General features: G+C 57.5%; 22 protein-coding genes. 15 read left to right on the top strand and 7 right to left on the bottom strand.

Going from position 1 to position 25,741, the window contains the following annotated elements; genetic code table 11:
• Position 1 precedes the first annotated feature (1 nt).
• Positions 2 to 358, bottom strand: coding sequence for an ArsC family reductase (locus HF650_RS17205; RefSeq protein WP_187799651.1), 357 nt, complete (start codon positions 356 to 358; stop codon positions 2 to 4).
• Positions 359 to 742: 384 nt separating this feature from the next.
• Between HF650_RS17205 and ypfM the strand changes: the two genes are divergently transcribed.
• Positions 743 to 802, top strand: a complete 60-nt coding sequence (ypfM, locus tag HF650_RS17200; RefSeq protein ID WP_100181659.1) for a protein YpfM — start codon at positions 743 to 745, stop codon at positions 800 to 802.
• A 93-nt stretch (positions 803 to 895) separates the two neighbouring features.
• Here the strand turns inward: ypfM and acrD are convergent, their stop codons facing one another.
• Entirely contained in the window at positions 896 to 4,009 is a 3,114-nt protein-coding gene (gene acrD, locus HF650_RS17195) for a multidrug efflux RND transporter permease AcrD (RefSeq protein WP_187799650.1), read from the bottom strand.
• Between the two features lie 459 nt (positions 4,010 to 4,468).
• On the opposite strand from acrD, the gene aegA reads away from it, so the two are divergent.
• From aegA to HF650_RS17175, 4 genes are all read left to right on the top strand, one after another.
• Entirely contained in the window at positions 4,469 to 6,433 is a 1,965-nt protein-coding gene (gene aegA / locus HF650_RS17190) for a formate-dependent uric acid utilization protein AegA (RefSeq protein WP_187799649.1), read from the top strand.
• Between the two features lie 66 nt (positions 6,434 to 6,499).
• Positions 6,500 to 7,075: a GDP-mannose pyrophosphatase NudK gene (gene nudK, locus HF650_RS17185; protein WP_187799648.1), complete on the top strand. Its 576-nt coding sequence runs from the start codon at positions 6,500 to 6,502 to the stop codon at positions 7,073 to 7,075.
• 124 nt (positions 7,076 to 7,199) lie between these two features.
• On the top strand, positions 7,200 to 8,243 hold the full coding sequence (locus HF650_RS17180) for a DUF1176 domain-containing protein (RefSeq protein WP_187799647.1): 1,044 nt from the start codon (positions 7,200 to 7,202) through the stop codon (positions 8,241 to 8,243).
• 65 nt (positions 8,244 to 8,308) lie between these two features.
• Entirely contained in the window at positions 8,309 to 9,241 is a 933-nt protein-coding gene (locus tag HF650_RS17175) for a hypothetical protein (protein ID WP_187799646.1), read from the top strand.
• 37 nt (positions 9,242 to 9,278) lie between these two features.
• On the opposite strand, the gene tkt is transcribed toward HF650_RS17175, so the two are convergent.
• Positions 9,279 to 11,273, bottom strand: a complete 1,995-nt coding sequence (gene tkt / locus HF650_RS17170; protein ID WP_187799645.1) for a transketolase — start codon at positions 11,271 to 11,273, stop codon at positions 9,279 to 9,281.
• 21 nt (positions 11,274 to 11,294) lie between these two features.
• On the bottom strand, positions 11,295 to 12,245 hold the full coding sequence (gene tal, locus HF650_RS17165) for a transaldolase (protein WP_187799644.1): 951 nt from the start codon (positions 12,243 to 12,245) through the stop codon (positions 11,295 to 11,297).
• A 286-nt stretch (positions 12,246 to 12,531) separates the two neighbouring features.
• Here tal and maeB point away from each other — a divergent pair, with 286 nt between their 5' ends.
• Positions 12,532 to 14,811, top strand: a complete 2,280-nt coding sequence (gene maeB, locus HF650_RS17160; protein ID WP_187799643.1) for an NADP-dependent oxaloacetate-decarboxylating malate dehydrogenase — start codon at positions 12,532 to 12,534, stop codon at positions 14,809 to 14,811.
• 477 nt (positions 14,812 to 15,288) lie between these two features.
• Here the strand turns inward: maeB and hemF are convergent, their stop codons facing one another.
• Both hemF and amiA read right to left on the bottom strand, forming a co-directional pair.
• On the bottom strand, positions 15,289 to 16,191 hold the full coding sequence (hemF, locus tag HF650_RS17155) for an oxygen-dependent coproporphyrinogen oxidase (protein ID WP_187799642.1): 903 nt from the start codon (positions 16,189 to 16,191) through the stop codon (positions 15,289 to 15,291).
• A complete protein-coding gene (gene amiA, locus HF650_RS17150) occupies positions 16,191 to 17,063 on the bottom strand; it encodes an N-acetylmuramoyl-L-alanine amidase AmiA (RefSeq protein ID WP_034812345.1) in 873 nt (290 codons plus the stop codon). Before amiA ends, hemF begins: the two co-directional genes overlap by 1 nt.
• Before the next feature lie 212 nt (positions 17,064 to 17,275).
• Between amiA and HF650_RS17145 the strand changes: the two genes are divergently transcribed.
• The 9 genes from HF650_RS17145 (at position 17,276) to pdxK (ending at position 25,177) form a co-directional block, all read left to right on the top strand.
• Positions 17,276 to 17,701, top strand: coding sequence for a GNAT family acetyltransferase (locus HF650_RS17145; RefSeq protein WP_042718790.1), 426 nt, complete (start codon positions 17,276 to 17,278; stop codon positions 17,699 to 17,701).
• Between the two features lie 81 nt (positions 17,702 to 17,782).
• Positions 17,783 to 18,358, top strand: a complete 576-nt coding sequence (locus HF650_RS17140; RefSeq protein WP_187799641.1) for an RpoE-regulated lipoprotein — start codon at positions 17,783 to 17,785, stop codon at positions 18,356 to 18,358.
• A gap of 80 nt (positions 18,359 to 18,438) precedes the next feature.
• Positions 18,439 to 19,338 carry a Dyp-type peroxidase gene (locus HF650_RS17135; RefSeq protein ID WP_187799640.1) on the top strand — a complete coding sequence of 300 codons (900 nt, stop codon included), beginning with the start codon at positions 18,439 to 18,441 and terminating at the stop codon, positions 19,336 to 19,338.
• A 163-nt stretch (positions 19,339 to 19,501) separates the two neighbouring features.
• On the top strand, positions 19,502 to 20,518 hold the full coding sequence (locus tag HF650_RS17130) for a sulfate ABC transporter substrate-binding protein (protein WP_187799639.1): 1,017 nt from the start codon (positions 19,502 to 19,504) through the stop codon (positions 20,516 to 20,518).
• Positions 20,518 to 21,348 carry a sulfate/thiosulfate ABC transporter permease CysT gene (cysT, locus tag HF650_RS17125; protein ID WP_023478964.1) on the top strand — a complete coding sequence of 277 codons (831 nt, stop codon included), beginning with the start codon at positions 20,518 to 20,520 and terminating at the stop codon, positions 21,346 to 21,348. The genes HF650_RS17130 and cysT overlap by 1 nt, the downstream gene beginning before the upstream one ends.
• Entirely contained in the window at positions 21,348 to 22,223 is an 876-nt protein-coding gene (gene cysW, locus HF650_RS17120; RefSeq protein WP_187799638.1) for a sulfate/thiosulfate ABC transporter permease CysW, read from the top strand. The genes cysT and cysW overlap by 1 nt, the downstream gene beginning before the upstream one ends.
• Positions 22,213 to 23,307, top strand: a complete 1,095-nt coding sequence (gene cysA / locus HF650_RS17115; protein ID WP_187799637.1) for a sulfate/thiosulfate ABC transporter ATP-binding protein CysA — start codon at positions 22,213 to 22,215, stop codon at positions 23,305 to 23,307. The genes cysW and cysA overlap by 11 nt, the downstream gene beginning before the upstream one ends.
• A gap of 101 nt (positions 23,308 to 23,408) precedes the next feature.
• Entirely contained in the window at positions 23,409 to 24,320 is a 912-nt protein-coding gene (cysM, locus tag HF650_RS17110; RefSeq protein WP_023478965.1) for a cysteine synthase CysM, read from the top strand.
• 17 nt (positions 24,321 to 24,337) lie between these two features.
• Entirely contained in the window at positions 24,338 to 25,177 is an 840-nt protein-coding gene (gene pdxK, locus HF650_RS17105; RefSeq protein WP_187799636.1) for a pyridoxine/pyridoxal/pyridoxamine kinase, read from the top strand.
• A gap of 47 nt (positions 25,178 to 25,224) precedes the next feature.
• Here pdxK and crr read toward each other — a convergent pair whose 3' ends face one another.
• Entirely contained in the window at positions 25,225 to 25,734 is a 510-nt protein-coding gene (gene crr / locus HF650_RS17100) for a PTS glucose transporter subunit IIA (RefSeq protein ID WP_023478954.1), read from the bottom strand.
• Positions 25,735 to 25,741: the final 7 nt, after the last annotated feature.

The following is a 25,741-nucleotide window of genomic DNA, read 5'->3' as shown; positions in this document are numbered from 1 at the left end:
ACTACACCTCGTGAATAAACTTCTCATAACTGGATTCATTGAAACCCAGCAGCATAGGCTTACCGGGCGCGCAGAGCAATGGTCGTTTGATAATTGCTGGCATTTCAACCATTAAGGCAATCGCCGTTTCAGCGTCAACGACTGCCGCGCGCTGCGCTTCATCCAGCTTGCGCCAGGTGGTTCCGCGCGTGTTCAGTAATGCTTCCCAGCCAAGCTCTGCGACTGCGGGGCGCAGCAGATCTGCATCAATCCCGTCGACGCGGTAATCATGGAAGCGGTACTCCACCTGCTCAGCCTCCAGCCAGCGGCGGGCTTTCTTGATGGTGTCGCAATTTTTGATGCCATACAGGGTGATCATGTTGAATCCTTTTGTCTCTTTTTAACCTTATTCGAACAGGAAATTAGAATAACGGAATCTAATTCGAATATCATTCGCGTGGTAATAATAATTCACTTAACGGTGAGTTGAGTGATTTTAGTTAAATAACTTTTGGTCACCCCTAGTTCATCGCGTAATAACAAAACTAAAGATTTATCTGACAATGTGATCGCCATTTCATTTAGCCCTCAAGTTTTTAGGAAATATTGCCGTTAATCACAGTATGAGGCCGCAGAGCGGCGCATAGTAAGCCCAAGCCAAAGAGATATGCCCGGTAAAGAGCGATTAATTCGATTGGTTTAAATAGCTTCACAGCGCATCCGGGCATTGAGTAGAATGGCCGTAATAATAAGAGAGGTAGTTATGATTGAACATGAACTGGGGAACTGGAAAGATTTTATCGAAGGCATGCTTCGTAAATAATTTTCAGACGAATGATTGAGCAGTGACGGCTTAATAATAATATCCACGTAAAAAAGGCGACCTGAATCCAGTCGCCTTTTTTGTTGCCCGCGATTAACGTGGTTTTGCCCTGAGCGGGAAGCGGCGGCGCACCAGCACAAAGAAGAGCGGGACAAAGAAGATCGCCAGCACCGTGGCGGAAATCATCCCGCCCATCACCCCGGTGCCCACCGCATGCTGGCTACTTGAGCCGGCACCGGTGCTGGTCGCCATTGGCAGCACGCCAAAAACAAACGCCAGCGAGGTCATCAGGATGGGCCGCAGACGCTGGCGGCAGGCATGCAGCGTTGAGGCGAGCAGATCTTCACCGCGGGCATTCATCTCATTGGCGAACTCAACAATCAAAATCGCGTTCTTCGCCGACAGGCCAATCACCGTCAACAGCCCCACCTGGAAGTAGACATCATTCTCCAGCCCGCGCATCCAGGTCGCTACCAGCGCGCCAATTACGCCCAGCGGCACCACCAGCATCACCGAGAAGGGCACCGACCAGCTCTCATACAGCGCGGCAAGGCAGAGGAAAACCACCAGCAGCGAGACGGCATAGAGTGCCGGTGCCTGCGCGCCGGAGAGCCGCTCCTGATAAGACATCGCCGTCCACTCCAGGCCAAAGCCGGTCGGCAGCTGGCGTACCAGCTTCTCCATCACATCCATTGCCGTACCGGTACTGACCCCTGGCGCGGCTTCGCCGACAATCTCCACCGCCGCATAGCCGTTGTAGCGCTCAAGACGCGGCGAGCCGGTTTGCCAGTGCGAGGTGGCAAAAGCGGAGAAGGGCACCATTCCGCCGCTGTTATTGCGGACATACCAGCGGTTAATGTCATCCGGCAGCATGCGGAATTTCGCCGCCGACTGCACATAGACCTTCTTCACGCGGCCGCGATCCATAAAGTCGTTAACGTAGCTGGAGCCCCATGCGGTCTTCAGCGTGTCGTTAATATCATCAATCGAGACGCCCAGTGCCTGCGCTTTGCGCTGATCGATATCAATCTGTAACTGCGCGCTATCATCCAGCCCGTTGTGGCGCACGCGGGTGAGAGCCGGATCCTGCGAGGCGAGCTGAATCAACTGGTCGCGCGCCGCCATCAGCGCATCGTGGCCAGCACCGGCATGATCCTGCAACTCCATATCAAACCCGGCGGAGCTGCCCATGCCGCTGATCGCCGGCGGGCTGCCGGCAAAGACGCGCGCTTCTTTGATGCGGCTAAAGGCTTTGGTGGCGCGCTCGATAATGGCAAAGGCGCTGCCCTCGCTGGTATGGCGTGACTCCCAATCTTTCAGGCGAATAAAGAGGCGCGCAACGTTTTGCCCGTTGCCGCCGGGGCCGGAGCCGACGGTGGCGAACACCGACTGCACATTCTCTTTCTCATGGGTGAAGAAGTACTTTTCAACCTTCTGCACCACCTTCAGCGTCTGCTGTTGCGTTGAGCCGCTCGGCAACTGAATGGAGGTGGTAAACATGCCGCGATCCTCCAGTGGCAGAAACGAGGTGGGCAGGCGCATAAACAGCAGCACCATCACGCCAATCAGCAGCAGATAGAGCAGGATCCAACGCAGAGCGTGGTGCAGGATTTTGCCCACGGCGGTTTGATAGCGGTCGGCATTACGGTTGAAGACGCGGTTAAAGGCACCGAAGAAGCCCTTCTGTCCGTGCTGCTCGCCTTTGTGCAGCGGCTTGAGTAGCGTGGCGCAGAGCGCAGGTGTCAGGATCATCGCCACCAGCACCGAGAGCACCATTGCCGAAACAATAGTGATAGAGAACTGGCGATAGATAGCACCGGTAGTGCCGCCAAAGAAGGCCATCGGTACAAACACGGCGGAGAGCACCATCGCAATGCCGACCAGCGCGCCCTGAATCTGCCCCATCGACTTGCGCGTCGCCTCGCGCGGCGAAAGACCCTCTTCGCTCATGATGCGCTCGACATTTTCCACCACTACAATCGCATCATCCACCAGCAGGCCGATGGCGAGCACCATCGCAAACATCGTCAGGGTGTTGATGCTGTAGCCAAAGGAGTAGAGCACGCCAAAGGTGCCGAGCAGCACCACCGGCACGGCGATGGTTGGGATCAGTGTGGCGCGGAAGTTTTGCAAAAAGAGGTACATCACCACAAACACCAGCACAATCGCTTCGAGAAGCGTCTTAACCACGTCAATGATTGAGGCTTTAACAAACGAGGCGGTCTCGTAAGCGACTTTATACTCAAGGCCGTGGGGAAAGTAGTGGGACAGCTCATCAAGCCGCTGGAGCACCAGCTCTGCCGTCTCCATCTCATTCGCCCCGGAGGCCAGCTTCACGCCAAGCCCGGAGGCGGCTTTACCGTTATAACGGCTGAGGTAGTCATACTTTTCCGCACCCAGTTCAACGGTCGCCACGTCACCAAGACGCACTTCCGACCCGTCAGGATTAACGCGCAACGTGATAGCGCGGAACTGCTCCGGCGTCTGTAACAGCGACTGCGCATTAATGGTGGCATTCAGCGCCTGGCGGTCAACGGAGGGCGTGCCGCCCAGTTGTCCGACGGCAATCTGCGCGTTCTGGGAGGAAATGGCGCGGGTCACATCACCGGTGGTGAGCTGATAACTGGTGAGCTTCGACGGATCGAGCCAGATGCGCATAGCGTACTGCGAGCCGTAGGCATCAATATCGCCGACGCCGTTAACGCGGCTTAATGGGTCCTGAATGTTACTCGCCACATAGTCGGCAATATCCTGCTTATCCATCGACCCGTCGGTGGAGACAAAGGCGATGGTGAGGATGTTGGTATCACCGGTTTTGCGCACCGTCACGCCCTGGTTCTGCACGGTTTGCGGCAGCTTGCGCATCGCGGACTGCAGCTGGTTTTGAACCTGCTGCACCGCTTCATCGGGGTCGGTCCCGGCGCGGAAGTTCAGGGTGATTGACGCCTGGCCCGTGGCGCTGCTTTGCGAGGACATATACATCAGGTTATCGAGCCCGGTCATATTCTGCTCAATCACCTGCGTGACGGTGTTTTCCAGCGTCTGCGCCGACGCACCGGGGTAGTTGGCGGTAATGCGCACATTTGGCGGCGCTAAATCGGGATATTGCTCAACGGGCAACGAGCTAATGGCGAGCGCCCCGGTCAGACAGATCAGGATCGCCAGCACCCACGCGAAGATGGGGCGATCGATAAAAAAATTCGCCATCAGAAACAGGACCTCATATTGCTGCGCATGATTAAGGTGAGAGTAGCCGCCTCAATGTAGCGGTAATAGCGACACCAATCGTGGAGAAATAAAGGAGAAAGTGTAAATTATCATGCCCGATTGAGGCTTCACGGGGCAGATCGTCATTTAAGCCAAATTTTCTTCTGCGTAGACCCACTCTCAACGTTGATTCTTCATTCTGACTAAGCTTTACCGCAACGGTAAGTGAAGGCGCCGTTACCTGCCCGTTATTAACCATTTACACGGACTGTAGACTATCCAGCATAATTGCGCAGGCTTACTATTTTTCTGAAAAGCTAACATAAATTGATCTGCTACATGTTCGTGACAAATAGATAACCTTTCTGGGCAAATGAACATTGCCTGGCAGCAGGCACCCCGGTAAATAGAGTAGGCATATAAAAGATAAGGTTTATCCAGCCAATCAAGAAGGGTGCCATGAATCGTTTTATTATGGCGAATAGCCAACACTGTATTGGATGCCATGCCTGCGAAGTGGCCTGCGTAATGGCGCACAACGACGAGCAACATCCCCTTACCCCTGGTGCGTTCTACCCGCGTATTACTGTAATCAAAAACCCCCAGCAGAACAGCGCGGTGACCTGCCATCACTGCGAAGCCGCCCCCTGCGCGCGCAGTTGCCCGAACGGTGCCATCACCCGCGTCGATGACGCGGTGCAGGTGAATCAGCAGAGATGCATCGGCTGCAAATCCTGCGTTGTCGCCTGCCCGTTCGGCACGATGCAGGTGTTGGTCACGGACGTAAAAGGGCAGGTAAAAGCCACCGCTCACAAGTGCGATCTCTGCGCAGAGCGCCTGGCAGGCCCGGCCTGCGTGGAGAACTGCCCGGCGGATGCGCTCACCTTAATTAACGCAGAAGCGCTGGCAAATATGGCGAAAACACGGCGATTGCGCACCGCCAGCCAGCAGGCGCTGCCGTGGCACGAGCTTCCGGCGCAGAATGACGACAAAATGCGCCAGTTACGTAGTACCGCCACGCGCGGCGAGCCGGAGAAGCTGGCGCTGGCGGCGCGGAAAAGCGGCTTTGATGAGATCTACTTGCCATTTCGACCCCTGCAGGCGCAGCAGGAGGCGCAGCGCTGCTTAACTTGCGGCGAGCACAGCATCTGCGAATGGCGCTGTCCGCTGCACAACCATATTCCCCAGTGGATTGCTCGCGTAAAAGCGGGCGACATTGCTGCGGCAGTAGAGCTTTCGCACCAGACCAACTGCCTGCCGGAGATCACTGGCCGTGTCTGCCCGCAGGATCGTCTCTGCGAAGGGGCGTGTACCTTGCGCGATGCCTCCGGCTCGGTCACCATCGGCAACATTGAGCGTTACATCTCCGATCAGGCGCTGGCCGGGGGCTGGCGGCCCGACCTGCGGCAGGTGAAACCCGTTGATAAACGGGTGGCGATTATTGGCGCAGGGCCGGCGGGGCTGGCGTGTGCCGATGTGCTGGTCCGCCACGGCGTCAGCGCCACCGTCTTCGATCGCCACCCGGAAATCGGCGGCCTGCTCACCTTTGGCATTCCGGCTTTCAAGCTCGACAAATCTCTGCTGGCGCGGCGGCGCGAAATCTTTAGCGCGATGGGCATCCGTTTTGAACTCAATTGTGAAATCGGCAAAGATCGTCCACTGGAGCAACTGCTCCAGGAGTTCGACGCGGTATTCATCGGCGTCGGCACTTACCGCTCGATGAAAGCCAACCTGCCCAATGAACAGGCGCCTGGTGTCTATGACGCGTTACCGTTCCTGATTGCCAACACCAAACAATTGATGGGGCTTGAAACCACGGCGGATGAGCCATTTGTCGACACCGCCGGGCTAAACGTGGTGGTGCTCGGCGGCGGCGATACGGCGATGGACTGCGTGCGCACCGCGCTGCGTCACGGTGCGGCAAAAGTCACCTGCGCCTACCGCCGGGATGAAGCCAATATGCCCGGCTCGAAAAAAGAGGTGAAAAATGCCCGTGATGAGGGGGCGAACTTTGAGTTCAACGTCCAGCCGCTCAACATTGAAGTCGATGAGGGGGGCAACGTGAGCGGCGTACGTTTACAGCGTACGCAGCTCGGCGAGCCGGACGCGAAAGGGCGTCGCCGCCCGGTGGCGATCGCAGGGAGCGAGTTTATTATGCCCGCCGACGCGGTGATTATGGCCTTTGGTTTCAATCCCCATTCGATGCCGTGGTTGTCGCGCCAGGGTGTGCAGGTGGATGAGTGGGGACGCATCGCGGCCAGCGTCAATAGCACCTACCGGTATCAAACCACTCACCCGCAGATTTTTGCCGGTGGCGATGCGGTGCGCGGTGCCGATCTGGTGGTCACGGCGATGGCGGAGGGGCGCCATGCGGCGCAGGGGATGATGGCGTGGCTCGGCATTAACCCACCGGAGAAACAGTAACCCCGGCGACAAAGCAGGCCAGGGCGCGTACTATAGCGCCATTCTTTTTCTCTTCTGGAGCCTGCTATGTCGCTAAAAATCGATGTGATTAAAGATAAAATCCTCTCCGAAAACTACTTTGTTCTGCGTAACATCACCTACGATTTGACGCGTCAGAATGGCGAAGTCATCCGCCATAAACGTGAGGTGTATGACCGCGGCAACGGCGCGACCATCATGCTCTATAACCGCGAAAAACAGAGCGTGGTGCTTATCCGCCAGTTCCGCATCGCCAGCTGGGTGAATGGCAACGAGAGTGGCATGCTGATTGAAGCCTGCGCCGGTCTGCTGGACGACGACGAGCCGGAAGTGTGCATTCGCAAAGAGGCGATTGAAGAGACCGGCTACCTGGTCGGTGAGGTGCGCAAAGTGTTCGAACTCTATATGTCGCCGGGCGGCGTGACGGAAATCGTGCACTTTTTTGTTGCCGAATATAGCGACGCGCAGCGCGCTAACAGCGGTGGTGGCGTGGAAGATGAAGATATCGAAGTGCTGGAACTGCCCTTTGAACAGGCGCTGGCGATGGTGGCAAGCGGTGAGATCCGTGACGGCAAGGCGGTCATTTTATTACAGTATCTGCAAACCTCTGGTCTGATGGCGTGAAGCATATTTTCTGTACCCCTACCAACTTTCGCATGAAGCTATCCGACAAATCCGATTGAGCCGGTCAACCGCGGGAGTAAAGATACGCCAGTTTTGCGTCTATTCTTCCGGGGTTGCACCATTCATGCGTTATCGCAGCGTACTTACTCTCCTTTTCGGTCTTTGCACCGCACCCGCTCTGTGGGCGGCGCCTGCACAGAAAACCTTCTCCGACTGGCAAGTAACCTGTAATAACCAGAATTTTTGCGTCGCGCGCAATACCGGCGATCACGCCGGGCTGGTGATGAGCCTTGAGCGCAGCGCCGGGGCGCGCGCCGATGCTGCTTTGCGTATCGATCTCGGCGGTATCGGCATCCCTGTGGGTAAAGCACCGCCGATTGCCGGGCGTCTGCTGCTTGATGGTCAACCGTTGAAGATGACCAACACAGAGTGGAAAATCGCGCCGTGGCATCTGATGACCAGCAACCCGCAAACCGTAGCCGCGCTGCTGGAGACCATCCAGGATGGGCAGACCATCACCCTGCAGAGCGGGCAGGGGAGGATTTCGCTCGCCGGGCTGAAAGCCGCACTGCTGTTTATTGACGCGCAGCAAAAACGCGTCGGCAGTAAAACCGCGTGGATTAAAAAAGGGGTCAGTCCGCCGCTGAGCGTGCCGCCCGCGCCCGCCTTAAAAGAGGTTGTCCAGCCTACTGCGGCCCCCGCGCCCTTAACCCACCAGCAACTTAACGATCTGCTTGATTACGGCAACTGGCGAATGAGCAACACCCAGTGCTCCCTCGACCCGGCGCGCCGCCAGGTACGGGTCTACGCGCTGACCAATGATAAAGCGCTGCTGATGATTGATTGCGAAGCGGGGGCTTACAATGTGATCGATCTCGCCTGGCTTGTCTCGCGGCAAAAACCGTTTGTCTCCCGCCTGGTACGCCTGCGGCTGCCGTTCTCCCCGGATAACGGCAACAGCGAGATGGAGCTGATGAATGCCTCGTTTGATGAGAAGAGCCGCGAGCTGACGACGCTGGCGAAAGGGCGAGGGCTTGCAGATTGCGGCGTCGCCAGCCGCTGGCGTTTCGACGGCCAGACTTTTCGCCTCGTACGTTATGCTCAGGAGCCGACCTGCGACAACTGGCACGGCCCCGATTCATGGCCAACTCTTTGGGTCACGCGATAAGCGAGTGACGAGACTGCCCCGCGCTCATTATAATCCGCCCGCACATCGCAACCGGGAAGGGAATAATGAAACCTCTGTTTACGCCGTGGCTTGCCTTAAGCCTGGCTTTTATCGCCGCTCTGCCTGCCAGAGCTGAACTCACCGCCGCCGACAATAAGGCCATCGCCGCGCAGGTCGAGCGCTGGAACAGCCACCTTAACGGCAAGGCCGACGCAGGCGATCTCTATGCCGACCAGGTGAGCTGGTTTGGCGAAAAGCTCTCCCGCGACGCGGTGCTGCGCAAGCAGCAGGATTTCGCTGCCCGCGCACCGCACTTCAGCCAGCGCATTATCTCCACGCTTGATATCAACGAAACCAGCGCGGGCGATGTCGAGGTCGACTTTGTCAAACAGGCCGGGCTGGAGGCAGACAAGCTTAAAAATTACCCCGCGCAGTTAACTTTCCTCCACCAGCCAGCAGGCTGGCGCATCAGCACAGAGACGGATCTGCTCACGCGCCTCAATCAGAAAGAGCAGGCGGTGCAGGGCGCGCTGACCAATGGCAAATTTGACGGCGTCACGAAAGAGACGGTGTGGGTTAGCGCCCGCGATCCGCATACGGGCGGCAGCTGTACAGAAGAGGGCGACTGCGACTGCGCGCTGTGGAGCAGCAACCCGGCCATTAAACCCGCCACGCTGCCGCAGTGTATTGGTGCCACCGTGGAGACGCTCTCCGGCCTTGACGACAGCGGTCGCGACCGCGTGGTGATCTTCCCGCAATGGTGGACCAGCGCGTGGAACGTGGTCTACGTCTACGATATCCAGCAGGGAGAGTGGGTGAAAGCCGTGCCCTCCTTCCCCTATAACAGCAATGTGCAGGAGGATGACGACGCTGCCGCGCTGGTGAAACGCGATTCGCAACATCCTGGTTTTGTGCTGGTGAAAAAAGCGCTGTGGGATGAGAAGCAGGAGGAGATTGTCACGCCGCAAAACAGCGAAGCGTTGCAGGTGGTGAAATAAGAGAAAGCGCGCCTGCCGAAGCGGGCGCGCCTGAAGATTACTTGTTAAGCACCGCTTTGGCTTTCGCCACGATATTCTCAACGGTAAAGCCGAAGTAAGGGAAGAGTTTCTCCGCCGGAGCGGACTCGCCATAGCCGGTCATGCCGACGATTGCCCCTTTCAGACCGACATATTTGTACCAGTAATCGGCAATCCCGGCTTCCACCGCGACGCGCGCGCTGACATCCGACGGCAGCACTGATTCGCGCCACGCTTCATCCTGGGCATCAAAGATATCCGTAGAAGGCAGCGAAACCACCCGCACTTTAACGCCTTCACCGCTCAACTGATCGGCGGCCTTCATAGTGATCTCCATTTCGGAGCCGGTGGCAATCAGGATCAGATCCGGTTTGCCATCGCTATCTTTCAGGATATAACCGCCTTTGCTGATCGCCTTGACCTGCTCCGGGGTTCGCTCCATCTGCGCCAGATTCTGACGCGAGAGGATCAGCGCCGTCGGGCCGTTGTGGCGTTCAATCGCCAGTTTCCAGCCGACCGCTGCTTCCACCTGGTCGCAGGGGCGCCAGGTGCTGAAGTTTGGCGTCAGACGCAGGCTGGCAATCTGCTCAACCGCCTGGTGCGTTGGGCCATCTTCGCCAAGGCCGATGGAGTCATGGGTGTAGACCATGATCTGCCGCGCTTTCATCAGCGCCGCCATACGCGCCGCATTACGGGCGTATTCAACAAACATCAGGAAGGTGGCGGTGTAGGGCACGAAACCGCCGTGGTGAGCGATACCGTTAGCAATCGCCGTCATGCCAAACTCACGCACACCGTAGTGAATGTAGTTTCCGGCGGCATCCTCTTTAATCGAGGTAGATCCTGACCAAATGGTGAGGTTACTTGGCGCCAGATCCGCCGAGCCGCCAAGCAGTTCCGGCAGCACCGGACCATAGCTGTTCAGGGTGTTTTGCGATGCCTTGCGGCTGGCGATCTTCGCCGGGTTAGCCTGCAGGTTGTTGATGTATTCGGAGGTGGTCTGCTCCCAGTTCTCCGGCAGTCCGCCGCTCATACGGCGTTTGAACTCTGCTGCCAGATCCGGGTACTCTTTCTCCCACGCGGCCAGTTTCTCATTCCACGACTGCTGGGCTTTCGCACCGCGATCGTGGGCGTCCCACGCCTGGTAGATCTCTTTCGGGATCTCGAACGGACCGTAGTTCCAGCCCAGCTGTTTGCGGGTCAGCGCCACCTCTTCGTCGCCGAGCGCCGCGCCATGGGACTCCTCTTTGCCCGCTTTGTTCGGCGAGCCAAAACCAATCACCGTGCGGCAGATAATCAGCGACGGCTTATCTTTTACCTGCTGTGCCTCTTCGATGGCTTTTTTCACTGCTTCCGCAGAGTGACCATCCACTTCGCTAATCACATGCCAGTTATAGGCTTCAAAGCGTTTGGCGGTGTCATCGGTAAACCAGCCTTCGGTTTCGCCATCAATGGAGATGCCGTTGTGATCGTAGAAGCCAATCAGTTTGCCTAAGCCCAGCGTGCCCGCCAGCGAGCAGACTTCGTGGGAGATCCCCTCCATCAGACAGCCATCGCCCATAAAGACATAGGTGTAGTGATCGACAATGTCATGGCCCGGACGGTTAAATTGCGCCGCCAGCGTGCGCTCGGCAATGGCCAGACCGACGGCGTTTGCCAGCCCCTGGCCCAGCGGGCCGGTGGTGGTCTCGACGCCCGGCGTGTAGCCAATTTCCGGGTGGCCCGGCGTTTTGGAGTGCAGCTGACGAAAGTTTTTCAGCTCTTCGATCGGCAGGTCATAGCCGCTAAGGTGCAGCAGGCTGTAGAGCAGCATCGAGGCGTGACCGTTAGAGAGAATAAAGCGGTCGCGGTTGTACCAGGTTAGGTCGGCCGGGTTGTGCTGCAGAAAGTCGTTCCACAGCACTTCCGCGATATCCGCCATCCCCATTGGCGCACCGGGGTGGCCGGAATTGGCTTTTTGCACCGCGTCCATACTCAGGGCGCGAATGGCGTTAGCAAGCTCTTTACGGGACATAGTTCACTCCGTGGCAAAAAATTAAAGTTTGGCAGCAAGCAGATCTTCGAGTTTGCGCTGGTCGACAGCGAACTGGCGGATGCCGTCAGAGAGTTTCTCAACCGCCATCGGGTCGAGGTTATGTTCCCAGCGGAACTCCGCTTCGGTCATTTTCGCCTGACGTGAGAAGGTCTGGGTGGACGGCACCAGTTTGCGCTCGACGGTGCCTTCATGCTCCTGCAACTCTTGCAGTAAGGCAGGCGAGATGGTGAGACGGTCACAGCCGGCAAGAGCAAGGATCTGCTCGACGCGGCGGAAGCTGGCACCCATCACGATGGTCTCGTAGCGGTGCTGTTTGTAGTAGTCATAGATATTGCGCACCGATTTCACGCCTGGGTCTTCATCCACCACATACGGGTCCATCGGTTTGCGGTCGTTGTACCAGTCGTAGATGCGCCCGACGAAGGGCGAAATCAGATAGACGCCCGCTTCAGCACAGGCACGCGCCTGCGCGAAAGAGAAGAGCAGCGTCAGGTTACAGTCGATACCCTCTTTTTGCAGCTCTTCTGCCGCGCGGATGCCTTCCCAGGTGGAGGCGAGTTTGATCAGAATGCGTGACTTATCGATCCCCTGCTCCTGGTAGAGCTCAACGATGCGGCGCGCTTTGGCAATGCTCTTCTCTTTGTCATAGGAGAGACGCGCGTCGACTTCAGTGGAGACGCGGCCCGGAATGCTTTTCAGAATTTCCGCACCGATATTGACCGCCAGTTTGTCGCTCGCTTCCGCGACCTGCTGCTCCTGGGTTTTGCCGCGCGCTTTACCATACTCCAGCGCGTCGTCGACCAGGTGGGAAAAGTGCCCAAGCCCAGCGGCCTTCAGCAGCAGAGAGGGGTTGGTGGTGGCATCTTCCGGCTGGTAATGGCGAATGGATTCGATGTCGCCGCTGTCCGCCACGACGGTGGTGAACTGTTTCAGGCCGTCTAAATAATTCATGAAGATAACTCCTTAAAAAGCAATGTTTTATTTACGCGCGTCGCATCGCGCTGTTGTCAGGATGAGAGCTGCATAACAAAAAAGCATAGCAGATGCAGCCCTTTACGGGGTTTTGCGACAGGTAACAAAGATGGGAGATATACGTAACGGTTTTGTTGATGCGATGGCCAGAGTATGGCGACCTTCAAAGTTTATGCTGCCGACAAAGGCCATACTGGTCGGTGCATTGGAGTGTCATCACGCGTTAACACTCTTGACGCTGAAAGCAACGTGAAAGGAACATCTAATGGACGACCAATTAAAACAGAGTGCCCTCGATTTTCACGAGTTTCCCCGCCCGGGTAAGATTCAGGTCTCCCCTACCAAACCGCTGGCGACGCAGCGCGACCTGGCGCTGGCGTACTCGCCCGGTGTGGCCGCACCCTGTCTGGAAATTGAGAAAGACCCGCTGGCAGCCTACAAATACACTGCGCGCGGCAATCTGGTGGCCGTTATCTCCAACGGCACCGCGGTGCTCGGCCTTGGTAATATCGGCGCGCTCGCCGGGAAGCCGGTGATGGAGGGCAAAGGTGTTCTGTTTAAGAAATTCGCCGGTATTGATGTATTCGATATCGAAGTTGACGAGCAGGATCCCGACAAACTGATCGACGTGGTTGCCGCGCTGGAGCCAACCTTCGGCGGCATTAATCTGGAAGATATTAAAGCGCCGGAGTGCTTCTACATTGAGGCGAAACTGCGTGAGCGCATGAACATTCCGGTGTTCCATGACGATCAGCACGGCACGGCAATTATCAGCACCGCCGCCATTCTCAACGGTCTTCGGGTGGTAGAGAAGAACCTCTCTGACGTGCGCATGGTGGTTTCTGGCGCGGGTGCGGCAGCCATCGCCTGTATGAACCTGCTGGTGGTGCTCGGGATGCAGAAACACAACATTGTGGTCTGCGACTCGAAAGGGGTGATCTACAAAGACCGTGAGCCAAACATGGCAGAGACCAAAGCTGCCTATGCGGTGGAGGACAACGGCAAACGTACGCTGGCGGAAGTGGTGGCCGGTGCGGATATCTTCCTCGGCTGCTCCGGGCCAAAAGTGCTGACCCCAGAGATGGTGAAAGAGATGGCGCGCCAGCCGCTGATCCTGGCGCTGGCGAACCCGGAGCCGGAGATCCTGCCGGATCTGGCAAAATCAGTGCGCCCGGATGCGATCATCTGCACCGGCCGTTCGGACTATCCCAACCAGGTCAACAACGTGCTCTGCTTCCCCTTTATCTTCCGTGGCGCGCTCGATGTTGGCGCAACGGCGATCAACGAAGAGATGAAGCTGGCGGCGGTGCATGCCATTGCCGAGCTGGCGCACGCTGAACAGAGCGAAGTGGTGGCCTCGGCCTATGGCGATCAGGATCTCAGCTTTGGGCCTGATTACCTGATCCCGAAACCCTTCGACCCGCGTTTGATTGTCAAAATCGCGCCGGCGGTGGCAAAAGCGGCGATGGAGTCCGGCGTGGCGACGCGACCGATTAGCGATTTCGACGCCTATGTCGATAAGCTCGCCGAATTTGTCTACAAAACGAACCTGTTTATGAAGCCGATCTTCTCCCAGGCCCGCAGCGCGCCAAAACGCGTAGTGCTGACGGAAGGGGAGGAGCCGCGCGTACTGCATGCTACCCAGGAGCTGGTGACGCTGGGGCTGGCAAAGCCGATCCTGATTGGTCGTCCGAGCGTGATTGAGATGCGCATTCAGAAGCTGGGGCTGCAAATTCGCGCCGGGGCAGATTTCGAGATTGTGAATAACGAGTCCGACCCGCGCTTTAAAGAGTACTGGACGGAGTACTTCAACATCATGAAGCGCCGTGGCGTAACCCAGGAGCAGGCGCAGCGCGCGGTAATTGCTAACACCACGGTGATTGGCGCCATCATGGTCCATCGCGGTGAAGCGGATGCGATGATCTGCGGCACCATTGGCGAATACCATGAGCACTTCAGCGTGGTGCGCGACATCTTTGGTTATCGCGAGAGCGTACATGCCGCAGGCGCGATGAATGCGCTGCTGCTGCCAAGCGGCAACACCTTTATCGCCGACACCTACGTGAACGAAGATCCGAGCGCCGATCAGCTGGCAGAGATCACCCTGCTGGCGGCGGAGACGGTGCGCCGTTTCGGCATTGAACCGCGCGTGGCCCTGCTTTCACACTCCCAGTACGGCTCATCCAATGCGCCAGCGGCGGTGAAGATGCGTGAGACCTTAGCGCTGGTGCGCGAGCGCGCGCCGGAGTTGATGATTGACGGCGAGATGCACGGCGATGCGGCGCTGGATGAGTCGATTCGTCAGGACAGAATGCCCGACAGCCCGCTGAAGGGGACGGCGAATATCCTGATTATGCCGAACGTCGAAGCCGCGCGAATCAGCTATAACCTGCTGCGCGTCTCCAGCGCCGAAGGGGTGACCGTCGGGCCGGTGTTGATGGGCGTGGCGAAGCCGGTACATGTGTTGACGCCGATTGCCTCCGTGCGGCGAATCGTCAATATGGTGGCGTTAGCGGTGGTCGAGGCGCAGACCGCGCCGTTGTAAGCTTCAGCAGTATGGGTTTGGTAGGCCGGATAAGCGTTAGCGCCATCCGGCAATCAATGCCGCTCACATAATGCCGGATGGCGCGTAAACGCTTATCCGGCCTACGCGGTTCCAGCAACTCCGACTTTCCTTTACCTCAGGTCTCACAGCGAGGGTGTTGTGTCCCCGCTGAAATCGGCGAACCGAAGCGTGAATGACAAGGTCTGGACGCCATGGATGGCGGACAGAGGCGAACCGAGACAGGATGTCGAGTCGAGCCGGCCGCAGTCAGGCACGCGGGAGGTGAGCGCAGTGCGAAGCACCGATTTCCTCGCGGGGCCGCGGGGATTGACAAGGGGAGCGCGGCCGCTTCCCTTGTCCCGTTCACCGCATAAGAGATTAATGAAACTCCCGAACGCATGGTGAACGGAACCATTCCACTGTGGTAACCCGATTGCCGGATGGCGGCTGCGCCTAATCCGGCCTACAACGTCAACGTCACACCCAATCGCGAACTTTTATAAATTCGCTGAGCGCTGCTTCGGGGCTGCCTTCGGCGGGCTGGTAATTGTATTCCCAGCGCACCAGCGGCGGCATCGACATCAAAATCGACTCGGTGCGCCCGCCGGTTTGCAGGCCGAACAGCGTCCCGCGATCCCATACCAGATTAAACTCCACGTAGCGCCCGCGGCGGTAGAGCTGGAAATCGCGCTCGCGCTCGCCCCACGGCGTGTTTTTACGCCGTTCGACAATCGGCAGGTAGGCGTCGGTATAGCCTTCGCCCACCGCGCGCATAAAGTCGAAACAGTGGTCAAAATCCGGCGTGTTAAGATCGTCAAAAAAGAGCCCGCCGACGCCGCGCTGCTCGTCGCGATGCTTGAGATAGAAGTAGTCATCGCACCACTTTTTATAACGCGGGTAGACCTCTTCGCCGAAGGGCTGGCAGAGATCGCGAGCGGTGCGGTGCCAGTGTATGGCATCCTCTTCGAAGCCGTAGTAGGGCGTCATATCGAAACCGCCGCCGAACCACCACACCGGATCGGCATCCGGCTTCTGGGCGATAAAAAAGCGCACGTTGGCGTGGCTGGTCGGCACATAGGGGTTGCGCGGGTGCACCACCAGCGAGACCCCCATCGCTTCGAAACTGCGCCCCGCCAGCTCCGGGCGATGTGCGGTGGCGGAGGCGGGCATCGCATCGCCGTGAACATGGGAGAAGTTCACTCCCGCCTGTTCAAACACGCTGCCGTCGCGCAGCACGCGGCTGCGTCCACCGCCGCCCGCTTCACGCTGCCAGGCATCTTCAATAAAAGTGCCGCCGTCGATTGCCGCCAGCTTCGCGCAGATAGCGTCCTGCAGGGCGAGCAGGGCGTTTTTTACCGGGTCTACATCAGGAGTGCTCATCAGCGCCTCTTCGTATGGGCTTTGTGATTATCGAACCAGCTAAAGTAGCTCATGACACCATCGGTGATGGCGGTGGCGATCTTCTGGCGAAATGCGGCGGTGCCGAGCAGCTTCTCCTCTGCCGGGTTGGTAATAAACGAGGTCTCAACCAGCACCGATGGAATAGACGGAGATTTTAGCACCACAAACGCCGCCTGCTCGGTATTGCGGCTGTGCAGGCGGTGCACCGGCTTGATCTGTTTAATGATATGCGAGCCGAGCGTCAGGCTGTTTTTGATGGTATCCGTCTGCACCAAATCAAACAGCACCTGCTGGAGCAGATGATCCTTATCCCGCGCTTTTTTGCCCGCCAGTTCATCCACGGCGTTCTCTTTATCGGAGAGATACTTCGCCATCGCGCTACTTGCCCCGCGATTGGAGAGGGCAAATACCGACGCGCCCGCGGCATTCGGGTTGGTAAAGCCATCGGCGTGAATCGACATAAAGAGATCTGCGCCATGTTGATGGGCAATCTCGACGCGGTCGTAAAGGGGGATGAACTTATCGCTGGTGCGCGTCAGGCGGGCATCAATGCCGCGCGCGCGCAACTGCGCCCGGACGTTTTTGGCAATCGCCAGCACCACATGCTTCTCTTTCGAGCCGTTGTGGCCAATCGCGCCGGTATCAATCCCGCCGTGACCGGGATCAAGCATCACGATGCGCTTTGCGCCTGCTTTTTTCGCTTTAGGTTTGCTGTGGCTGTTGCTGGTTTTAAGCGGTGTCTCATCCTTAGCGATAGCACGAGACATACCTGACAAGGTTAATGCGGCCAGGCCTGCTTTCAGGATCTGGCGACGCGAGGTGAGTGTTTTTAATGGTTTAAAGGTGCTCATAGCCTGAAATGGGTTATCCGTGGTGGCAGGTGTTATAGCGTATCGTGTTTGCTGTGACGACAGTCCGTAAGAACTATTGTTTTACTTTTCATTTCAATACGTGACAGAGTGACATTATGCCATTTTTCAGCGGCAATGATGCTGGATATTGGCTAAGTGCGTGCCACGGGCCATAATCACCGTTTACACAGCAGAAAAAGATGGGGGACATCATGGAGATACGTGTTTTCCGGCAGGAAGATTTTGAAGAAGTGATCACGCTGTGGGAGCGCTGTGAACTGCTGCGCCCGTGGAACGATCCGGAGATGGACATTGAGCGTAAGGTCAATCATGACGTAAGCCTTTTCCTGGTGGCAGAGGTGGGCGGCGAAGTGGTGGGAACGGTAATGGGCGGTTATGACGGCCATCGCGGTTCGGCGTACTACCTGGGCGTTCACCCGGAGTTCCGCGGTCGCGGCATCGCCAATGCGCTGCTCAGCCGGCTGGAGAAGAAGTTGATTGCCCGCGGTTGCCCGAAGATCAACCTGATGGTGCGCGACGATAACGAGATGGTGATCGGCATGTATGAGCGCCTGGGGTATGAACACACCGACAGCGTTAATCTTGGCAAGCGCCTGATTGAAGATGAAGAGTACTGAAACTGACCTTTCGCTGCGATGAGGGCACTTTTTTCACTTTCGGCACTCCAACAGGCGTTTGGTCAATATAAGGAATTGTGCATGAAACCCCTGCGTATGTTTTTTATCGCGCTGCCGCTGGCGTTAACCGGCTGCTCGACTTTCGCCTCCGTCAACTGGTCTGCCGCGTATCCCTGGAACTGGTTTGGTTCCTCCCCCGAAGTCAGCGAGCAGGGCGTTGGCGGCCTGACTGCCAGTACGCCGCTCAATGAACAGGCGATTGGCGACGCGTTAGGCGGCGATTACCACCTGCGCAGCGGCATGAAAACTGAGAAAGGCACCATCGTTCGCTATTTCGAAGCGCTGAAAGAGAAGCAGTTGGCGCTGGTGGTCAACGGTGAAAACGGCGTCGTCAGCCGGATTGATGTTACCGATCCCGACATTGCCACCGCGAAAGGGGTTAAAATCGGCGCGCCGTTCAACACGCTCTATGACAAAGCATTCGGCAACTGCGTGAAAGCCTCTGACGCCGATATCTCCGGCATCGAGTGTAAAGCACCCGATAGCCAGCACATCAGCTATCTCTTCAGCGGCAGCTGGAGCGGCCCGGATGGCTTAATGCCATCGGATGACACCCTGAAAAGCTGGAAAGTGAGCAAGATCATCTGGCGTCGCTAATCGCATCAGAATAGTCTGATACTGACCCAAAAACAGGTACAATACCGCATCGTTTTTGTGGTCAGTTTTCAGGAGATGTGATGTCCCAGGTTCAAAGCGGCATTTTGCCGGAACATTGCCGTGCGGCAATTTGGCTTGAGGCCAGTGTAAAAGGGGATGCCGATGCGCTGCGCGCCGGCAGCCGTGCGTTTGCCGATAAGCTCGCAAACTTCCAGTTGCAGTTCCCCGACGCGGCGCTCGGCGCGGTGGTGGCGTTTGGTGCCCGCGTCTGGCGTGAACTGAGCGATGGGCAGGGCGCTGAAGAGCTGAAAGATTTCCCCGCCTATGGCAAAGGCCTTGCGCCCGCTACTCAGCACGATGTGCTGATCCATATTCTCTCCCTGCGTCACGATGTGAACTTCTCAGTCGCCCAGGCGGCGCTGGCTGCCTTTGGCGATGCGCTGGAGGTGAACGAGGAGACGCACGGTTTCCGCTGGGTGGAAGATCGCGATCTCAGCGGTTTTGTCGACGGTACCGAGAACCCGGCTGGCGAAGAGAAACGCCGTGACGTGGCGATTATTCAGGATGGCATCGACGCGGGCGGCAGCTACGTGATGGTGCAGCGCTGGGAGCACAACCTGAAGCAGCTTAATCGCATGAGCGTCGGCGATCAGGAGATGATGATCGGGCGCACCAAAGCGGATAACGAAGAGATTGACGCTGATGTGCGCCCGGTAACGTCCCATCTTTCGCGTGTCGATCTGAAAGAGGCGGGCAAGGGGCTGAAGATCGTGCGCCAGAGTCTGCCGTATGGCACCGCCAGCGGCACCCACGGCCTCTATTTCTGCACCTACAGCGCGCGGCTCTACAACATTGAGCAGCAGCTACTGAGCATGTTCGGCGAACGCGATGGCAAGCGCGACGCCATGCTGCGTTTTACCCGCCCGGTCACCGGTGGTTACTACTTCGCGCCTGCCCTCGACAGGCTCTTTGCCCTGTAACAAACCGCGTCATATCAGGCCGGGGCCACCCGGCTTATACCCCTTTCTGCTTATACTCTTTTCTGATTCCAAATCACCAATTGGTATATAAAACCGTTACTGCTTTCACTCCCGTTATAAATAAACTGAACATCGTCGAGTGATCAGCTTATAAGGGTGCGCAATGGCCGTTAACATACTGAAAAAAGGATATCTAACGCTGGCAGCGCTGACGCTGTTGAGCGCGCAGGCACAGGCAACGGAACTGCTCAACAGCTCGTATGATGTCTCGCGCGAGCTGTTTGCGGCATTAAACCCGCCTTTTGAGCAGCAGTGGGCGCAGGAGAATGGCGGCGACAAGCTGACCATCAAGCAATCCCATGCCGGTTCGTCGAAACAGGCGCTGGCGATTTTGCAGGGGCTGAAAGCCGACGTGGTCACCTACAACCAGGTGACGGATGTGCAGATCCTGCACGACAAAGGCAAGCTGATTCCAGCCAACTGGCAGAGCCGCTTACCGAATAACAGCTCGCCGTTCTACTCGACGATGGCGTTCCTTGTGCGCAAGGGCAACCCGAAGAATATCCACGACTGGAACGATCTTGTGCGTTCTGACGTGAAGCTGATCTTCCCGAATCCAAAAACTTCCGGCAACGCTCGTTATACCTACCTGGCGGCCTGGGGCGCAGCCGATCAGGCTGACGGCGGTGATAAAGCCAAAACTACGCAGTTTATGACCCAATTTCTGAAAAACGTTGAGGTATTCGACACCGGCGGCCGCGGCGCGACCACTACCTTCGTTGAACGCGGCCTCGGCGATGTGCTGATCACCTTTGAGTCGGAAGTGAACAACATCCGCAAACAGTATGAAGCGCAGGGCTTTGAAGTGGTGGTGCCGAAGATCAATATCCTCGCCGAGTTCCCGGTGGCGTGGGTGGATAAAAACGTGAAAGCCAACGGCACGGAGAAGGCGGCGAAAGCCTATCTCAACTGGCTCTACACGCCGCAGGCGCAGACCATTATCACCGATTACTACTACCGCGTGAATAACCCGGAAGTGATGAAAAAGCTGGGTGATAAGTTCCCGCAGACCGCGCTGTTCCGCGTGGAGGATAAGTTTGGCTCCTGGCCGGAAGTGATGAAAACCCATTTTGCCAGCGGCGGTGAGCTGGATAAGTTGCTGGCGGCGGGGCGTAAGTGATGTTGTCTGGATCGAAACGCGTGCTGCCGGGCTTTGGTTTAAGCCTCGGCAGCAGCCTCTTTTTTGTCTGTCTGATTCTGTTATTACCCCTGAGCGCGCTGGTGATGCAGCTGTCGCAGATGAGCTGGGAACAGTACTGGGAAGTGGTCACCAACCCGCAGGTGGTGGCCGCCTATAAAGTGACGCTGCTGGCGGCGTTTGTCGCCTCAATCTTCAACGGCGTCTTCGGCATGTTGATGGCGTGGATCCTGACCCGCTACCGTTTTCCGGGACGCACGCTGCTCGACGCATTGATGGATCTGCCGTTTGCGCTGCCGACGGCGGTCGCGGGTTTAACGCTGGCGTCGCTCTTCTCGGTGAATGGCTTTTACGGTGAGTGGCTGGCGGCGCTGGATATCAAAGTGACCTACACCTGGCTCGGCATTGCGGTAGCCATGGCCTTTACCAGCATCCCGTTTGTGGTACGCACGGTACAGCCGGTGCTGGAAGAACTCGGCCCGGAGTACGAAGAGGCGGCGGAAACCCTTGGCGCTACGCGCTGGCAGAGCTTTCGTAAAGTGGTGCTGCCGGAGTTGTCGCCCGCGCTGATGGCAGGTGTGGCGCTCTCTTTTACCCGCAGCCTCGGTGAGTTTGGCGCGGTGATTTTTATCGCCGGCAATATCGCCTGGAAGACGGAAGTGACCTCGCTGATGATCTTCGTGCGTTTGCAGGAGTTTGACTACCCGGCGGCGAGTGCGATTGCCTCGGTGATCCTGGCCGCTTCGCTGCTGCTGCTCTTCTCCATCAATACCTTGCAAAGTCGCTTTGGTCAGCGTGTGGTAGGTCACTAATGGCGGAAATAAGTGCATTGAAACGCTATGACAAGCCCCGGGTGAACTGGGGGAAATGGTTTTTAATCGGCACCGGTATTGTGCTCTCAGCCTTTATTCTGCTGGTGCCGATGATCTACATCTTCGTACAGGCCTTCAGCAAAGGGCTGGCCCCGGTGCTGCAAAACCTCGCCGATGCCGACATGCTGCACGCCATCTGGCTGACGGTGCTGATTGCGCTTATCTCGGTGCCAGTCAACCTGGTGTTCGGCACGCTGCTCGCCTGGCTGGTGACGCGCTTTAACTTCCCTGGCCGCCAGCTGCTGCTGACCCTGCTTGATATTCCGTTTGCGGTCTCGCCGGTGGTCGCAGGCCTAATCTATCTGCTCTTTTATGGCACCAACGGCCCGCTTGGCGGCTGGCTGGATGAACATAATCTGCAAATCATGTTTTCGTGGCCCGGCATGGTGCTGGTTACCGTTTTCGTCACCTGCCCGTTTGTGGTGCGTGAGCTGGTGCCGGTGATGCTCAGCCAGGGGAGCCAGGAGGATGAAGCCGCGATCCTGCTGGGTGCCTCCGGCTGGCAGATGTTCCGCCGCGTCACGCTGCCTAATATCCGCTGGGCGCTGCTTTACGGCGTAGTGCTGACTAACGCGCGAGCGATTGGCGAGTTTGGCGCGGTGTCGGTGGTGTCCGGCTCGATTCGCGGTGAAACCCTGTCGCTGCCGCTGCAAATTGAGTTACTGGAGCAGGATTACAATACCGTCGGTGCCTTTACCGCCGCGGCCCTGCTGACCTTAATGGCGATTTTGACACTGTTTTTGAAGAGTGCGGTGCAGTGGCGTTTGAACAATCAGGAAAAACGCCTGCACGAGGAGGGAAATCATGAGCATTGAGATTGCGAATATTAAGAAGTCGTTTGGTCGCACCCAGGTGCTGAATGATATCTCTCTGGATATCCCGTCCGGGCAGATGGTGGCGCTGCTGGGTCCCTCTGGCTCCGGTAAAACCACGCTGCTGCGCATTATCGCCGGGCTTGAGCACCAGAGCAGTGGGCGCATCCGTTTTCACGGCACCGATGTCAGCCAGTTACATGCACGCGAGCGCCGCGTCGGCTTCGTGTTTCAGCACTATGCGCTGTTCCGCCATATGTCGGTCTTCGACAATATCGCCTTTGGTTTAACGGTGCTGCCGCGCCGCGAGCGGCCGAATGCGGCTGCGATCAAAGCGAAAGTGACCAAATTGCTGGAGATGGTGCAACTTGCGCATCTGGCGGATCGCTACCCGGCGCAGCTCTCGGGCGGGCAGAAGCAGCGTGTGGCGCTGGCGCGTGCGCTGGCGGTTGAGCCGCAAATCCTGCTGCTCGATGAACCTTTCGGCGCGCTGGACGCGCAGGTGCGTAAAGAACTTCGCCGCTGGCTGCGGCAGCTGCATGAAGAGCTGAAATTTACCAGCGTCTTTGTGACCCACGATCAGGAAGAGGCGACGGAAGTGGCCGACCGCGTGGTGGTGATGAGCCAGGGAAATATTGAGCAGGCAGACGCACCGGATCAGGTGTGGCGCGAACCGGCAACCCGCTTTGTGCTGGAGTTTATGGGCGAGGTGAATCGCCTGAAAGGGGTAATTCGCGGCGGGCAGTTTCACGTCGGTGCTCACCACTGGCCGCTTGGCCATACGCCGGTTTACCAGGGCGATGTTGATCTCTTCCTGCGCCCGTGGGAAGTGGATGTCAGCCGCCGCACCAGCCTTGATTCGCCGCTGCCGGTGCAGGTGCTGGAAGCCAGCCCGAAAGGGCACTACACGCAGCTGGTGGTACAGCCGCTTGGCTGGAACCCCGATCCGCTAACAGTGGTGATGCGCGATGAGCATCCGCCACAGCGCGGCGAGCGGCTGTTCGTTGGCTTACAGAACGCGCGGCTCTATAACGGCGATGAGCGTATTGAGCCGGGCGCGGAGCTTGCTCTGGCTCATTCAGCCTGATAGCTTAAGGAAACGTGGTTTTTGCCGGGTAGCACGTTGCTCACCCGGCCGACAAGCCCGGTATGCGTGATGCGGACCGGGTTTTTTATTGGACAGCGATCGTGAACACATTAGAAGAGACTATTGGCAATACGCCGCTGGTCAAATTACAGCGCCTGACCCCGGATAACGGCAGTGAAATTTGGGTCAAGCTCGAAGGTAACAATCCTGCCGGTTCGGTAAAAGACCGCGCTGCGCTGTCGATGATTGTGCAGGCGGAACGGCGCGGCGAAATCAAACCTGGCGATGTGTTAATTGAAGCGACCAGCGGCAACACCGGCATTGCGCTGGCGATGATTGCGGCGTTGAAGGGCTATCGCATGAAGCTGCTGATGCCCGACAACATGAGCCAGGAGCGCCGTGCGGCGATGCGTGCTTATGGTGCCGAGCTGATTCTGGTCAGCAAAGAGCAGGGCATGGAGGGGGCGCGCGATCTCGCCCTTGAGATGGCCGCGCGTGGCGACGGCAAACTGCTCGATCAGTTCAATAATCCCGATAACCCTTACGCCCATTACACCACCACCGGCCCGGAAATCTGGCAGCAGACGCAGGGGCGTATCAGCCACTTTGTCTCCAGCATGGGGACGACTGGCACCATCACTGGTGTTTCACGTTTCCTGCGCGAGCAGGCGAAAAAGGTCACTATTGTTGGCCTTCAGCCGGAAGAGGGGAGCAGTATTCCCGGTATTCGCCGCTGGCCTGCCGACTATATGCCAGGCATTTTTAATGCCGATTTGGTGGATGAGGTGCTGGATATCCAGCAGCGCGAGGCGGAAAATACCATGCGCGCGCTGGCGGTCAAAGAGGGCATCTTCTGCGGCGTCAGCTCTGGCGGCGCGGTCGCTGGTGCGATTCGGGTGGCAAAAGCGAACCCGGGCGCGGTAATTGTCGCCATCATTTGCGATCGCGGCGATCGCTATCTGTCGACCGGCGTGTTTGGTGAAGAGAGTTATTCGCAGGGCGCGGGGATTTAACCCGTCAAGGAGACAAAATGGAGATGATCCTGTTCAGGGATAAAACCCGGGCGCAGCAGGCCGATATCGTTGCGGTTCAGTCGCAGGTAGTTTACGGCAGCGTGGGCAACAGCATTGCCGTACCCAATATTCGTCAGCACCAGCTTAACGTGCTGGCCGTGCCCACGGTGTTGTTCAGCAATACCCCGCATTACGACACCTTTTATGGCGGCGTTATTCCCGATGAGTGGTTCAGCGGCTATTTGCAGGCGCTGGAAGAGCGTGACGTGCTGCGCAGCGTGAAGGCGGTAACAACCGGCTACATGGGTAGCGCCAGCCAGATCAAGCTGCTGGCGAAGTGGCTGACGGCGCTGCGGGAGAAACACCCGGAGCTGCTGATTCTGGTCGATCCGGTGATTGGCGATATCGACAGCGGCATCTATGTGAAACCTGAAATTCCCGAGGCTTACCGGGAGGTGATGATGCCGCTGGCCCAGGGGATCACGCCGAATGTTTTCGAGCTGGAAGTGCTGAGCGGCAAACCGTGCCGCGATCTGCAAAGCGCGATTGCCGCGGCGCAGGGGCTCCTCTCCTCATCACTGCGCTGGGTGGCGATCACCAGCGCGCCGGTGGATCGCAACGATGGGCAGATTCATGTGGTGGTGGTCTCCGCCGAGGGCGTTAATATCAGCAGCTATCCACGCGTGGCGACGGATCTGAAGGGGACTGGCGATCTCTTCTGCTCCGAACTGGTGAGCGGCATTATTCAGGGCAAAGCGCTGGATATGGCGGTGCAGGCTGCGGGCGAGCGGGTGGTGGAGGTGATGGGTTATACGCTGGAAAAGGGGTATGACGAGCTGATTTTACCGCCGCGCTAAAACAAAAATGGCACCTTACGGTGCCATTTTTTTAGAGTGTAGAGCGCTTACTTCTTGATGCGGATCACCGGGGTTTCACCCACGGTTACGCTACCAGAGAGTTTGATCAGCTCTTTGATCTCATCCATGTTAGAGATGACAACCGGCGTCAGCGTGGATTTGGCTTTCTCTTCCAGCAGCGGCAGGTCGAATTCGATAACCGGATCGCCAACTTTAACGCGCTGGCCCTCTTCCGCGATGCGTTTGAAACCTTCACCTTTCAGTTCAACGGTATCGATACCGAAGTGAACGAAGAGTTCAATGCCGCTATCGGATTCGATAGAGAAGGCATGGTTGGTTTCAAAGATTTTGCCGATAGTCCCGTCAACCGGAGCGACCATTTTGTTGCCGGTCGGTTTGATAGCAATGCCATCACCAACGATTTTTTCAGCAAACACCACATCCGGTACATCTTCAATGTTAACGATTTCGCCAGACAGCGGGGCAATGATCTCAATGGCGCCGGTCTCTTTCTTATCATCAGAAACCAGAGATTTCAGTTTATCGAACAAACCCATGATCTTC

Origin of the sequence: Kosakonia sp. SMBL-WEM22 (assembly GCF_014490785.1) — a bacterium.
GTDB lineage: Bacteria > Pseudomonadota > Gammaproteobacteria > Enterobacterales > Enterobacteriaceae > Kosakonia.
Note: the sequence above shows the minus strand (reverse complement) of the source record. Positions and strands in the feature narration are given on the sequence as shown.